The sequence below is a fragment of the Flavobacterium soyae genome, from assembly GCF_045348165.1.
Lineage (GTDB): Bacteria > Bacteroidota > Bacteroidia > Flavobacteriales > Flavobacteriaceae > Flavobacterium > Flavobacterium soyae.
Genome location: NZ_CP150845.1, coordinates 3701966 through 3715723 on the forward strand (window position 1 = coordinate 3701966; position 13758 = coordinate 3715723).

14 protein-coding genes are annotated in these 13758 nt (G+C 32.8%); 8 read left to right on the forward strand and 6 right to left on the reverse strand.

Annotated features, from left to right (window positions below):
* The first annotated feature begins 28 nt into the window (after positions 1-28).
* Both AABD74_RS15815 and AABD74_RS15820 read left to right on the forward strand, forming a co-directional pair.
* A complete protein-coding gene (locus AABD74_RS15815; RefSeq protein ID WP_232678344.1) occupies positions 29-934 on the forward strand; it encodes a patatin family protein in 906 nt (301 codons plus the stop codon).
* 24 nt (positions 935-958) lie between these two features.
* Complete coding sequence (locus AABD74_RS15820) at positions 959-1366, forward strand: hypothetical protein (RefSeq protein WP_232678341.1); 408 nt, start codon at positions 959-961, stop codon at positions 1364-1366.
* 123 nt (positions 1367-1489) lie between these two features.
* Here AABD74_RS15820 and AABD74_RS15825 read toward each other — a convergent pair whose 3' ends face one another.
* Complete coding sequence (locus AABD74_RS15825; RefSeq protein ID WP_232678339.1) at positions 1490-2011, reverse strand: hypothetical protein; 522 nt, start codon at positions 2009-2011, stop codon at positions 1490-1492.
* Between the two features lie 115 nt (positions 2012-2126).
* On the opposite strand from AABD74_RS15825, the gene AABD74_RS15830 reads away from it, so the two are divergent.
* The 3 genes from AABD74_RS15830 (at position 2127) to AABD74_RS15840 (ending at position 6220) form a co-directional block, all read left to right on the forward strand.
* Positions 2127-2894, forward strand: coding sequence for a sulfite exporter TauE/SafE family protein (locus tag AABD74_RS15830; RefSeq protein WP_406843527.1), 768 nt, complete (start codon positions 2127-2129; stop codon positions 2892-2894).
* 219 nt (positions 2895-3113) lie between these two features.
* A complete protein-coding gene (locus AABD74_RS15835; protein WP_232678336.1) occupies positions 3114-5450 on the forward strand; it encodes an ATP-dependent helicase in 2337 nt (778 codons plus the stop codon).
* Between the two features lie 149 nt (positions 5451-5599).
* Positions 5600-6220: an L-threonylcarbamoyladenylate synthase gene (locus AABD74_RS15840; protein ID WP_406843528.1), complete on the forward strand. Its 621-nt coding sequence runs from the start codon at positions 5600-5602 to the stop codon at positions 6218-6220.
* 189 nt (positions 6221-6409) lie between these two features.
* Here AABD74_RS15840 and AABD74_RS15845 read toward each other — a convergent pair whose 3' ends face one another.
* From AABD74_RS15845 to AABD74_RS15855, 3 genes are read right to left on the reverse strand one after another with little or no spacing between them, the layout of a single operon-like run.
* Positions 6410-7243 (reverse strand): OmpA family protein, encoded by an 834-nt coding sequence (locus AABD74_RS15845; protein ID WP_232678332.1) that lies wholly within the window; start codon positions 7241-7243, stop codon positions 6410-6412.
* A gap of 34 nt (positions 7244-7277) precedes the next feature.
* Entirely contained in the window at positions 7278-8297 is a 1020-nt protein-coding gene (locus tag AABD74_RS15850) for a glycosyltransferase family 2 protein (RefSeq protein ID WP_406843529.1), read from the reverse strand.
* Between the two features lie 12 nt (positions 8298-8309).
* Positions 8310-8762: a type I restriction enzyme HsdR N-terminal domain-containing protein gene (locus AABD74_RS15855; RefSeq protein ID WP_232678328.1), complete on the reverse strand. Its 453-nt coding sequence runs from the start codon at positions 8760-8762 to the stop codon at positions 8310-8312.
* 101 nt (positions 8763-8863) lie between these two features.
* On the opposite strand from AABD74_RS15855, the gene holA reads away from it, so the two are divergent.
* The 3 genes from holA to ettA all read left to right on the forward strand — a co-directional run bounded on the left by holA (position 8864) and on the right by ettA (position 11888).
* Positions 8864-9868 carry a DNA polymerase III subunit delta gene (gene holA, locus AABD74_RS15860; protein ID WP_406843530.1) on the forward strand — a complete coding sequence of 335 codons (1005 nt, stop codon included), beginning with the start codon at positions 8864-8866 and terminating at the stop codon, positions 9866-9868.
* 67 nt (positions 9869-9935) lie between these two features.
* Positions 9936-10118, forward strand: coding sequence for a CAL67264 family membrane protein (locus AABD74_RS15865; protein WP_056209547.1), 183 nt, complete (start codon positions 9936-9938; stop codon positions 10116-10118).
* A 78-nt stretch (positions 10119-10196) separates the two neighbouring features.
* On the forward strand, positions 10197-11888 hold the full coding sequence (ettA, locus tag AABD74_RS15870) for an energy-dependent translational throttle protein EttA (protein WP_111291005.1): 1692 nt from the start codon (positions 10197-10199) through the stop codon (positions 11886-11888).
* A gap of 88 nt (positions 11889-11976) precedes the next feature.
* On the opposite strand, the gene AABD74_RS15875 is transcribed toward ettA, so the two are convergent.
* Both AABD74_RS15875 and AABD74_RS15880 read right to left on the reverse strand, forming a co-directional pair.
* Entirely contained in the window at positions 11977-12951 is a 975-nt protein-coding gene (locus AABD74_RS15875; protein WP_406843531.1) for an integrase core domain-containing protein, read from the reverse strand.
* Positions 12952-13152: 201 nt separating this feature from the next.
* Complete coding sequence (locus AABD74_RS15880) at positions 13153-13566, reverse strand: thiol-disulfide oxidoreductase DCC family protein (RefSeq protein WP_406843532.1); 414 nt, start codon at positions 13564-13566, stop codon at positions 13153-13155.
* Between the last annotated feature and the right edge of the window lie 192 nt (positions 13567-13758).

Consider the following 13758-nt stretch of genomic DNA (forward strand, 5'->3'; position numbering starts at 1 on the left):
CCAAAAAACAAAACCTACTATATATTTTATGAGAGCATTAGTTATTTCTGGTGGTGGAAGTAAAGGCGCCTTTGCTGGAGGAGTTGCACAGTATTTAATTGAAGAAAAACGACATGAATACGATTTATTTATAGGAACATCTACAGGAAGTTTACTTATTCCGCATTTAGCTCTCGGTCATATCAAAAAAATACATTCTGTTTATACAAATGTTACGATGTCAAGTATTTTTAATATCTGCCCATTTGTAGTAAAAGTAAAAGAAGGAGTAGATATCGTTACAATTAATCACTTTAATGTACTTCGTCAGTTTTTTAAAGGAAAGAGAACTTTTGGCGAAAGCAAAGGTTTAAAGAGATATATTCAGAATAATTTTTCTCTCTCTGATTTCAATAAACTAAAAAAAATGAATAATGATGTAATTATTACAGTTACCAATTTTACTAAAAACGAATCAGAATACAAATCGGTTAAAGATTGTTCTTATGAAGAGTTTTGCGAATGGTCGTGGATTTCCAGTAATTATGTTCCGTTTATGAGTTTGGTTTCAAAAAATAATTGCGAATATGGTGATGGCGGATTCTCGAGTTTGGTTCCAATTCGAGAAGCTATTAATCGCGGCGCCACAGAAATCGATGTTATTATTTTAGAAACAGAGGTAAATACAGGTAAAACGGTTATTGGTAAAAACCCATTTTCATTAATGATTGATTTGTTTAGAATTGCTTTAGATCAAGTTGAAAAACATGATATTGCTATAGGAAAACTTATGGCAAATACTAAAGATGTGAAGCTTAACTTATATTATACTCCAACTAAATTGACAGATAACGCTTTGATTTTCAATAAAGAAATTATGAAAGTATGGTGGAAACAAGGTTACGAATATGCTCAGAATAAGTCTGAAGTTATGAGTGATAATAAGATAGCTTGATTAAGATAAATAACAAAAAATAAAATGAGCCAATTTAGATATAGCATCTGTGAACCAACAAACCCAAATATTATTGAAAAAGGAAAAATAGATTCTTCAGAAATATTGGAATTAGTTAATAATTTTCCGTGGAAGAAATATTTGCATGAAATGGAAAATATAAAAGATCCTTATTATTCACCTTCACTTGAATTTGAAAATTTGAATAATAAAAACGGTTTATCAATTTCTGCTGTAGGTACATATGAGAAATTTGAATTTTATGTATTTTTCAAAAGACCAAAAATGCAAAAGACCTGGTTTGGTTTAAGTGAAAAATTGAACAATAATTATACTTCGGAATTGCTTGATCAAAATGAAGAAAAAACTATGGAAATAGTAAAAGCTTTAGTTAATGATGATTTAAATTTTCTGGAACGTAAATTCAAATAAACTAAACAGAATATTTTAGAAGAAGGAATAAATAAAGAACCATTTATTCTTTAAAGTTATTTTAGATTTTAGATTGAAAGCTCATAAATCTGAACTCAGTAACCTAAAATCTAAAATCATTTTTTACCAAAGTTCTGCAACTTCGTTTTTAATATAACCTAAAGCAGCATTACTTGGAGATTGTTTCTCTAATAATTCATTCAAAATAACTTCACGAAGTTTATCTGCGCTGTCAACACGGTCGCTCATGGCAGCTTTACGAATCATTTGAATTGTTGAGTTTTTTGCAGTTGTAATAATAGTCCAACATTCATCAGACATATAAATTTGCTGTGTTAAATTGTGCTCAAATTCTTGTTCGATTTGGTCGATTACAAAGTTTTCATAATCATGTTTATCGTGTGAAATAGGAGTGATTCTGATTAATAATTTTGTCAAATTGATACGCTCTAAAAATAAAGTCATACGTTCGTAAGCTTGCAAACGTATCGGAAGTGATTCTTTATGAGCTTGTCTGCTTAACAAAAAAGCACGCTTTTTATCATTGTTTTTAATATGCAGTTCAAAAAAACTGTAGGCTACAAATCCGGTAACAATTGCAGGTAAAGTATAACTCGCTAATTCTATAATTCTTGTAAAATCCATTTGGGTAAATTTTTTTAGCAAAAATATACTTTTTGACGAGAAATCCACTTTAAATTTACGCGAATAAACAAATTGTAAAACTTACTTTTGCAACTTGTTTTTTAATACACTTTTAATGGATTCATACATAATATTTTTTCTTTGCCTGGCAGCTTTTGCGGCAGGATTTATTGATGCAATTGTGGGCGGCGGCGGACTTATCCAAACACCAATGGGATTAATTTTATTGCCAAATCTGCCGGTTTCAACAGTTATTGGAACTTTAAAAATTCCAGCTTTTAGCGGAACAGCTTTTGCAGCTTTTCAATATCTTAAAAAAGTAGTTATTCAATGGAAATTGCTTTTGATTATGATGTGTTTAGCAGTTCCATCTGCTTTTTTAGGCTCTACTATTTTGACACTTGTAAGCAATGATTTTATGAAACCGCTTTTGCTTGTTGTTTTATCATTGCTATTTATATATACTTACGCAAAGAAAAATTTCGGACAGCACGCTGCTAAAGATCATTCCGCAGCAACACAAATAATTTATGCGGTTGTCATTAGTATAATTGTTGGTTTCTACGACGGATTTATTGGCCCCGGAACAGGAAGCTTCTTTGTGGTTGCTTTTATTGCGCTTTTAGGTTTTGATTTTTTGCACGCTTCTGCGAATGCTAAAATGGTAAATCTGGCAACGAATTTCGGTTCGATCTGTTTATTTATGATTAAAGGAAAAATCATCTGGACAATTGCTATTCCAATGGCTGTAAGCAACGGACTTGGCGGCTGGCTTGGCGCAAAACTGGCAATTAACAAAGGAAATGGATTTATTAGGATTTTCTTTTTGGTTGTGGTTGTAGGGACTTTGATCCGATTTGCTTACGACGTTTTCTACAAATAGTTTTTTAAACCATATAAGTGATATAAGAAATTATAAGCTGTGCCTCAATAAGTTTAAATTTTTAAATCATATAAGTGTTACTGGCTTTGTTTAAGTCACAGAATTAAATGAACTTATATGACTTATATGGTTCAAAAAAACTTAGCAGCTTAGAACCTCAGAATCTTAGTAGCTTATTAAAACTATAATTCTTATTTTTGCATAAAGGAGAAAAATTACATGCAGAAATATATTGACCAGCTCAACGAAGCACAAAGACAACCCGTTCTGCAAAAAGACGGGCCAATGATTATTATTGCTGGTGCAGGTTCGGGAAAAACCCGTGTTTTAACAATTAGAATTGCTTATTTGATGGCTCAGGGTGTTGATGCATTCAACATTTTGTCGCTTACTTTTACCAATAAAGCAGCCCGTGAAATGAAACACAGGATTTCGGATATTGTGGGGGCATCTGAAGCAAAAAACCTTTGGATGGGAACTTTTCACTCTATTTTTGCCCGTATTCTTCGCTCAGAATCAGATCATTTAGGTTATCCATCAAATTTTACAATTTACGATTCTCAGGATTCGGCCAGACTGATTTCTTCTATTATTAAAGAAATGCAGCTGGATCGTGATATCTACAAACCAAAACAGATATTAGGCCGTATATCCAGTTATAAAAACAGCTTAATTACAGTAAAAGCATATTTCAATAATCCAGAGTTAATCGAGGCTGATGCAATGGCAAAAAGACCAAGATTAGGAGAAATTTATCAGCAGTATGTAGAACGCTGTTTTAAAGCCGGAGCAATGGATTTTGATGATTTGCTGTTGAAAACAAATGAGCTACTGACTCGTTTTCCAGAGGTTTTAGCAAAATATCAGGATCGTTTTCGCTATATTCTGGTTGATGAGTACCAAGATACGAATCACTCTCAGTATTTGATTGTTAGGGCTTTGTCTGATAGATTTCAGAATATTTGTGTGGTTGGAGATGATGCACAGAGTATTTATGCCTTCCGTGGAGCGAATATCAATAATATCCTGAATTTCCAAAAGGATTATGAAGGCGTAGTAATGTATCGTTTAGAGCAGAATTACCGTTCGACCCGAAATATTGTGGAAGCAGCAAACACCATAATGGAGCATAATAAAACCAAACTAGATAAAGTAGTTTGGACGGCGAATGAATTTGGCCCAAAAATTAAAATACATAGAAGCTTAACAGATGCCGAAGAAGGCCGTTTTGTAGCGAGTACGATTTTTGAACAGAAAATGCAGAACCAGCTTCATAATGGATCTTTTGCGATTTTATACCGTACTAATGCTCAGTCGCGTGCGATGGAGGATGCATTGAGAAAGCGTGATATTCCGTATAGAATTTATGGTGGATTGTCTTTCTATCAACGTAAGGAAATTAAAGACGTTTTGTGTTATTTACGTTTGGTAATTAATCCAAAAGATGAAGAAGCATTGATTCGTGTAATCAATTATCCGGCACGTGGAATTGGAGATACAACGGTCGAAAAACTAACTATTGCTGCCAATCATTATAAACGTTCGATTTGGGAAGTAATGGTGAATATTGATAAAATTGACTTAAAACTGAATGCGGGTACAAAAAATAAATTGAAAGATTTTGTAACGATGATTCAGAGTTTTCAGGTTATTGATCAAAATCAGGATGCATTTTATATTACAGACCACGTTGCAAAGAAAACTGGTTTGGTTCAGGAATTAAAGAAAGATGCAACTCCTGAAGGAATGGCAAAAATTCAAAATATCGAAGAACTTTTAAACGGTATTAAAGATTTTACAGAAGGGCAAAAAGAGATTGACGGTGCAAGAGGGGCTTTATCTGAATTTATGGAAGATGTGGCACTTGCAACAGATTTAGATAAAGATACAACAGATGAAGATCGTGTGGCGTTGATGACGATTCACTTAGCAAAAGGATTAGAGTTTCCTCATGTTTTTGTGGTGGGTATGGAAGAAGATTTGTTTCCTAGTGCGATGAGTATGAGTACCAGAAGTGAACTTGAAGAAGAACGTCGTTTATTTTATGTAGCTTTAACTCGTGCAGAACATCAGGCGTATTTGACTTATGCTCAGTCACGTTACCGTTGGGGAAAATTGACAGATAGTGAACCATCTCGTTTTATTGAAGAAATTGACGGACAATATTTAGAATACCTAACTCCATCAGAAAGTAATTACCGTTACAAATCACCAATTGACGGCGATATTTTTGGAGACATTGATAAATCAAAATTGCGATTAGCAAAACCAGTGGGTGGAACGCCGCCAAAACATATTACAGATAATAACCCGAAACCGGATTTAAACATTCGTAAATTAAAACCTGTTTCAGGAAATGCACCGGTAAGTTCTAGCACTAATTTGTTTGACAGTAAATTAACGGTGGGAAATGTGGTAATGCACGAACGTTTCGGAAAAGGAGAAGTGATCAATTTAGAAGGAGTTGGAGCTGATAAAAAAGCCGAAATTAAATTTGAAGTCGGCGGAATTAAGAAATTGTTGCTAAGATTTGCTAAATTAGATGTTGTAGGATAAGAATATTTGTTTCAAGTTTTGAAAACATTTGTCACCCTGAGCGAAGTCGAAGGGCGCTCCAATTGGACGCGGGCTTCGACTTCGTTCAGCCTGACAGCAGAGAACTTGAAACCTGAAACAAAATCAAAACTTTAAACAAAAAAACAAAAATGGCTGAATTCATAAAAATATATCAAGATAAACCTAGCGAAGCTGCAATTGCAAAAGTTGTAAAAGTGCTTCAAAATGGCGGTTTGGTAATTTATCCAACAGATACTGTTTACGGTTTAGGCTGTGATATTACCAATTCGAGGGCTTTAGAAAGAATTGCCAAAATAAAAGGAGTTAAATTAGAGAAAGCAAATTTCTCTTTCATTTGTCATGATCTAAGCAATTTGTCAGATTATGTGCGCCAGATTGATACTTCGACTTTTAAAATATTAAAAAGAGCTTTGCCAGGACCTTATACTTTTATTTTACCGGGAAATAATAATCTGCCTAAAGAGTTTAAAAAGAAAACGACTGTTGGTATTCGTGTTCCGGATAATAATATTGTTTTAGAAATCGTTCGCCAGTTAGGAAATCCAATAGTTTCGACTTCAATTCGTGATGAAGATGACGTAATTGAGTACACTACAGATCCTGAATTGATTTTTGAAAAATGGCAGAATTTAGTCGATATGGTAATTGATGGCGGTTATGGAGATAATATTCCATCAACAATTATAGATTTATCAGAGCATGAGCCGGTTATTGTAAGGGAAGGGAAAGGCGATATTGATATTTTGTAAAAAAATACTTAAATCATGTAAAAGTTAAAAAAAATATAACTAACTTTAGGATAGTTAAAATTTAGTTAGTTAATAAAAATAATGCTGTCCTTGATTTCTTTTAATTGGTTGTTAAAAAAAAATTAAGGAAACAAAAAAAAGCAGGTCAATCGACCTGCTTTTTCTGTATATAAAGTATGTTACTTTAAATTATTTTGCCTGTTTTTTCATTTCTTTCTCGATCATATCGTAGAACTGATCAATTTTAGGCATAACAACGATACGGGTTCTTCTGTTACGTGCTTTGTTTTCTGGAGAATCATTTGCAACTAATGGTACGTAAGAACTTCTACCAGCAGCAATTAATCTAGCAGGGCTAACATTTAAGTCATTTGTTAAGACACGAACGATAGAAGTAGAACGTTTAACACTTAAATCCCAGTTGTCTAGCAAAATTCCGTTGCTTTTGTATGGAACATCATCAGTATGTCCTTCAACCATACACTCAAAATCAGGTTTGTCATTTACTACTTTTGCAACTTTTGCCAAAACAGTTTTAGCTTTATCGCTTACGTCATAACTTCCGCTTTTAAATAACAATTTATCAGCGATAGAGATAAATACAACTCCTTTTTCAACATTGATTTCGATATCTGGATCGTTGATTCCAACAGCACCTTTTAAACTTGTAACTAATGCTAATGTTACACTGTCTTTTTTAGTAAGTGCATCTTGAAGTCTGGATATTTTTAGATCTTTCTCTTTTAAACTTTCTAAAGATTTTTCAAGATTTTCTGCACCTTTAGTAGTTAAAACTGTTAAATCTTTAGAGCTGTTAATTAAGTCTTGATTGTGTTGTTTATAACTTTCAGCTGTTGCTGCTAATCCTGCTTTTTCTTCCAGACAAGAATTTAATTTAACTGTGCAAGAGTTTAATAAATCTTGTGTCTCTTTTTGCTTAGCTTCTAATGCAGCATATTGCTTTTTCGATACACACGAAGTTAAAGCCATTAATACTGATAGTGCGATAACTATTTTTCTCATAGGTATTATATTTAATTAAACGTTGATTACAAATTTAGTTTTTAATATTTTGATTACTGTTAAAGATTTCTTTAAAAACCCCTAATTTCTTTATATAATAGAGGAAAACGATACTTTTTACAGTATAGTATTGCTGTATTTGAAAATCTTTTCGTTTGCTTAGATATTTTAAAGATAGGCAATAAAATGAAAAATGCGCCTTTAAAATTGCAAAAGTATGTCCAAATTTTCCTTGAGTAAGAAAACGGATACCAGCAACTCCATCTAAAATCATTCGGAAGAAAATTACAAAGAACAGTCCTTTTTTAGGAAGATTTTTGACAAGCATTAACAATGAATTCCTAAAGTTTAAATACGTTTTTTTAGGATTTCCCTGCTGCAAAGTTGCTCCTCCAACATGATAAACAACTGATTTTGAATTGTATTTTATTGTATGCCCTTCATTTGCTGCACGCCAGCACAAATCAATTTCCTCCTGATGCGCAAAAAAAATTTCATCAAAACCTCCTAGAGTATGATAAACTTCTTTTCTAATAAAGAAACAAGCACCAGATGCCCAAAAAAGTTTACAGTTGTCATTATATTGACCGTTGTCTTTTTCGATAGTATCAAAAATTCTGCCTCGGCAAAATGGAAAACCGTATTTATCAATAAACCCGCCGGCTGCTCCGGCATATTCAAAATATTCCTTATTTTTAAAATCAAGAATTTTTGGCTGAATTATAGCGGTTTCTTTTTCTTTATCGAAAGTTTCGATAATAGGTTTCAGCCAATTTTCGGTTACTTCAATATCAGAATTAATTAAGGCATAAATTTCGGCATCTACACTTTGAAGGGCTTCATTATAACCTTTTGCAAAACCGTAATTACCAGTATTTTGTATTATTTTTATTGAGGGAAAATTTTCTCTTACAAAATTTACAGAAGTATCTGTTGATGCATTATCAGCTACATAAATGGTGGCTTCTTCTGAATATTGTAAAACAGAAGGTAAAAATTGTTCTAACAATTTAACTCCGTTCCAATTTAAAATGACAACTGCTATTTTATCCAAAAGTGTTTTATTTTATTTATTAATATGGTAATCTGGTAAGCTTTGTAAAAACTGATATTTTTCATTTTCAAAGTCCATTTGACAATAAAAATGATTTAATCCATTCGTGACATTCAAAAACCGTGCCTTCATGGTCATGTTATAACGGGCAATTTGATCAAAAGTTGATTGAGATATTTTTACCTCAGGCGCTTTACACTCTACTAATATATGTATAGAACCATCTGAATTAAAAACTACAACATCATATCTTTTTCGTAATCCGTTGACAGTTAAAACCTTCTCTACATTGATTAATGATTTTGGGTATTTTTTTTCCTGAATTAAATATTGAACCACATGCTGGCGAACCCATTCTTCTGGGGTAAGAATGATAAATTTTTTCCTGATTTCATCAAAAATAGACACTTTATTTTCGCTATTTTTGAATCGGAAAGTATATGTGGGGAAATTTAGTTTTAACATATAGCAAATATAATTTGAAAATTAGTCAATTTGAAAATTAGTTAATTATTTTATTTCGAATTAAACTGAAAACTGATACTGAATACTGAAAACTAAATTTAATGGACGAAGTTGTAAAAATTGTTAATGATATCAAGGCAGGAGATATAAAACCTATTTATTTTTTAATGGGCGAAGAGCCTTATTATATAGATAAGCTGTCTGAATATATTGAACAAAATGTACTGGCCGAAGAAGAAAAAGGATTTAACCAAACGGTTTTATACGGAAGAGATGTTTCTGTTGAAGATATTGTTTCAACCGCCAAGCGTTATCCTATGATGGCTGATCGTCAGGTTGTTATTGTAAAAGAAGCACAGGATTTGTCCAGGACAATTGATAAAATAGAGTCTTATGTTGATAACCCGATGCTGTCTACAGTTTTGGTTTTTTGTTATAAATATAAAACGCTTGATAAACGTAAAAAAGTTACCAAACTTTTAGCGCAAAAAGGAATTGTTTACGAAAGTAAAAAACTATACGAAAATCAGGTTGGGGATTGGATTAAGCGTGTTCTGGCTGGAAAAAAATATACAATCGATCCCAAAGCAAATGCCATGCTGGTTGAGTTTTTAGGAACTGATTTAAGTAAAATCAATAATGAGTTAGAAAAACTGCAGATTATTTTACCACAAGGAACCATGATTACACCTCAGCACATTGAGGAGAATATTGGTTTCAGTAAAGACTATAATGTATTTGAACTCCGAAAAGCAATAGGGGAACGAAATCAATTAAAAGCTTATAAAATAGCTGAAAATTTTGCCCATAACCCAAAAGAATATCCGCTGGTAATGACAACCGGTTTAGTTTTTGGATTTTTTGTGCAGCTTTTAAAATACCACGGACTCAAGGATAAGAACCCAAAGAACGTGGCAGCAGCAATTGGAGTAAATCCGTATTTTCTAAAAGAATACGATTTGGCTGTAAAAAATTATCCAATGAGAAAAGTCAGCCAGATTGTTGGAGCCTTACGTGATATTGATGTAAAAAGTAAAGGTATAGGAGCCAATGCTTTACCACAATCAGATTTGTTAAAAGAAATGCTGTATAAAATATTTAATTAAGCCGTGAAAATTCACGATATTTGCCTTTCTAAAAATTTTACTACTTAAAAATAATAATTACACAATTATGGGAATGAATAAAAATACCGTTTTAGGATGGGCTACTTTTATAATGGTACTTATGGGATTGTTGCTTATAGGTCTTGGCGCTTTTAGATATAGTGACGTTTCTGGCTGGGGATTTGCGGCGGCAGGTGTTGGTTTTTTTGCTAATGCTTGGGTTTTTAACGCTTTAAAAGGTAGAGTTTAATCTTTTCAAAACCAATTGCAAAAATCAATTGCAATATAAATTCAATAAAAAATAAATAATTAAAATAAAATATAGAAAATGTCAGACGATAAGAAAGTAATTTTCTCAATGCAAAAATTGAGTAAAACCTATCAGGGAGCAGACAAACCAGTACTTAAAAACATTTATTTAAGTTTTTTCTATGGGGCTAAAATTGGTATTTTAGGTCTTAACGGTTCTGGAAAATCTTCTCTTTTAAAAATTATTGCAGGAGTTGATAAAAATTATCAGGGAGATGTGGTTTTTCAACCAGGTTATACTGTAGGTTATTTAGAGCAGGAGCCAATCCTAGATGATTCTAAAACTGTTATCGAAATTGTTCGTGAAGGAGCTGCTGAAACGATGGCAGTTTTAGAAGAATACAACCAAATTAATGATTTATTCGGTCTTGAAGAGAACTACTCAGATCCAGATAAAATGGATAAATTGATGGATCGTCAGGCCGCTTTACAAGATAAAATTGATGCTCTTGGTGCTTGGGAAATCGATACCAAATTAGAAATCGCAATGGATGCTTTGCGTACGCCGGAAGGAGACACGCCAATTAAAAACCTTTCTGGAGGTGAGCGTCGTCGTGTAGCTTTATGTCGTTTGTTATTGCAGCAGCCAGATGTATTATTACTTGATGAGCCTACCAACCACCTTGATGCAGAGTCTGTACTTTGGTTAGAACAGCACTTAGCACAATATTCAGGAACTGTAATTGCAGTTACGCACGATAGATATTTCCTTGATAATGTAGCAGGTTGGATTCTTGAGTTGGATAGAGGAGAAGGAATTCCATGGAAAGGAAACTATTCTTCTTGGTTAGACCAAAAATCAAACCGTATGGCTCAGGAAGAAAAAGTAGCTTCAAAACGTAGAAAAACTTTAGAGCGTGAGTTAGAATGGGTTCGTCAAGGAGCAAAAGGACGTCAGACAAAACAAAAAGCACGTTTACAGAATTACGATAAATTATTAAATGAAGACCAAAAACAATTGGACGAGAACTTGGAAATCTATATTCCGAATGGTCCACGTTTAGGTACAAATGTTATAGAAGCTAAAAATGTTGCCAAAGCTTTTGGTGAAAAATTATTATATGATAATTTGAACTTTACTTTGCCACAAGCTGGTATTGTTGGAATAATCGGGCCAAACGGTGCTGGTAAATCTACCATTTTCAAAATGATTATGGGAGAGCAAGCTACTGACAGCGGAGAATTTTCGGTTGGAGAAACGGTAAAAATTGCTTACGTAGATCAGTCGCACTCTAATATTGATCCGAATAAATCTATTTGGGAAAACTTTGCCGACGGTCAGGAATTGATTATGATGGGAGGGAAGCAGGTTAATTCAAGAGCTTACTTATCTCGTTTCAATTTTGGCGGTGGAGAGCAAAACAAAAAAGTTTCAATGTTGTCTGGTGGAGAGCGTAACCGTTTACATTTAGCTATGACATTGAAAGAAGAAGGAAACGTACTTTTACTGGATGAGCCTACGAATGACTTAGACGTAAATACACTTCGTGCACTTGAAGAAGGTTTAGAAAATTTCGCAGGCTGTGCTGTAATTATCTCTCACGACAGATGGTTCTTAGATAGAATTTGTACACACATCTTAGCTTTTGAAGGTGACTCTGAAGTTTATTTTTTCGAAGGAAGTTTCTCTGATTATGAAGAAAACAAAAAGAAACGCCTTGGTGGTGATTTAACTCCAAAACGTTTGAAATACAGAAAATTGATTAGATAATAAAATCTAAATTTTCAATAAAAAAATCCCAAATTCCAATTGTTGTGAATTTGGGATTTTTGTTTTTTGTCATTTCTGTAAAAGTCACTTATTTCGGTAACGGATTTATCATTTCAATTGGCTTTTTTCCATCAATTCCCTGATGTGGCCTTTCATGATTGTAATAATATAAATATTGTAATAATTCTTCCTTTAGTTCTTCTTGAGAATCAAAATCAGTATCTCTTAATAAATCATCTTCCAGAGTTCTCCAAAAGCGTTCTACTTTGCCGTTTGTTTGTGGTCGATATGGTTTTGTGTATCTGTGCACTATGCCTAATTCCATTAACATTCTTTCAAAAGGATGATTATTTTTTACCTTGCTTGTTTTAGGTCCAAACTCAGCTCCATTGTCAGATAATATCTCTTCAAATTTTATTTCATAATGACTGCTTAAGATGTTTAAGCATTTTAATGCGGCAAACATAACTGTCAAACTTGTGATGTCGGGAACCAATTCTGCCCAGGCAACCCGGCTGTAGTCATCAATTACACAGACTAAATAGAGCTTTTTGTTTTCTCCTCGAACAATACTTTTACTTAAATAATGACAATCAATATGACCCAGCTGTCCCATTCTTTCCTTGATTATTTTTTGATGATTCCTTTTAATCTTCGGAGTTAATCTATTTATTTTATGCCGTTTTAAAATATTATAAACTCCAGAATATGATGGTGTATGTTTTCCTAATTTGGGATTCAATATACTAACAATTTCATATCTGTTGTTTCCTTTTTCTCGTAATTCTATTACTTTCTGTTCTATAAAGGGCAAAGGACGTCTGGTTTTATATTTTGGACCCCGCTTTTGGGGTAATAGATCCCGAGATTTCCCGCTCTGTTTATAACGATTATAATACTTTAAGAAACTTTTTCTGCAAGTGTCATTTGCTGTGTAAAAATCCATCGCTTTTTTATAAAGCGGGTGAGTTTTATTTTTTACCTGCTCATATTCTTTTATTAAGAAACGATATTTCTCTAAATAGTTTCTCTCTAATGTGCAATCTTGACTATTATTTCTCATCGCAACAAAATTTATTAAAGTTAAATTTTGTTACCGAAATATCTAACCTTTACAATTTCGACGTAAGGAGAAATCGCACAAGAAACTCGACAAAGATTGGCGACATTCTATACGGAATTACTAGTGTGATTTTCGTTCCTCGAAATGACAAAATAAAAACCTGTGCAAACCCGTTTGATCAGTAAAATCAGTGGGCAATCTTTACAAAAACTTAGCCTTCAATTCCGGAGTAGGAATCATACAGCTTTCTTTTTTGCCGTACCATTTATAACGGTTTTTAGCAATATAATCGTAAATATAATTTCGAAGTTTTTCTGGAAAGATTTTAAAAAAAGAAAGTAAACTGTAAAATCGGCCTAAGTCATTTGCAATTTCTATAATCGCTGTTGATTTGTAATAATACGCAGCGCCGGGATTATACAAAATAATACTGTCAATTTTCGTTTGATCGACACCTATATAATTGCAAATTTCTTTTCCCAAATCTGATTGCAAAGCCACAAAACGAAAAATATCTTTTTTGTCATGTTTGATAATAAACTGAACAGCGCCGTTGCAGAGATTACAAACGCCATCGAAGAGGATTATTTTTTTTTGATTTGGTAATTCTTGCATTTTGATTATTTAAAATGAAAACTTTGACAAAGTTGTATTTAATTTGTCGTTCCTCGGAATGACAAAAAAGAGTATAAAATAATTATCAATGTAATTTATTAAAAATAAAAATTCAATAAATTTTACAAATTAAAAACAGCTTTCATAAATTATTTTTAAGCGATTTTTGAAATTTTTCCATCTTCGTAACTG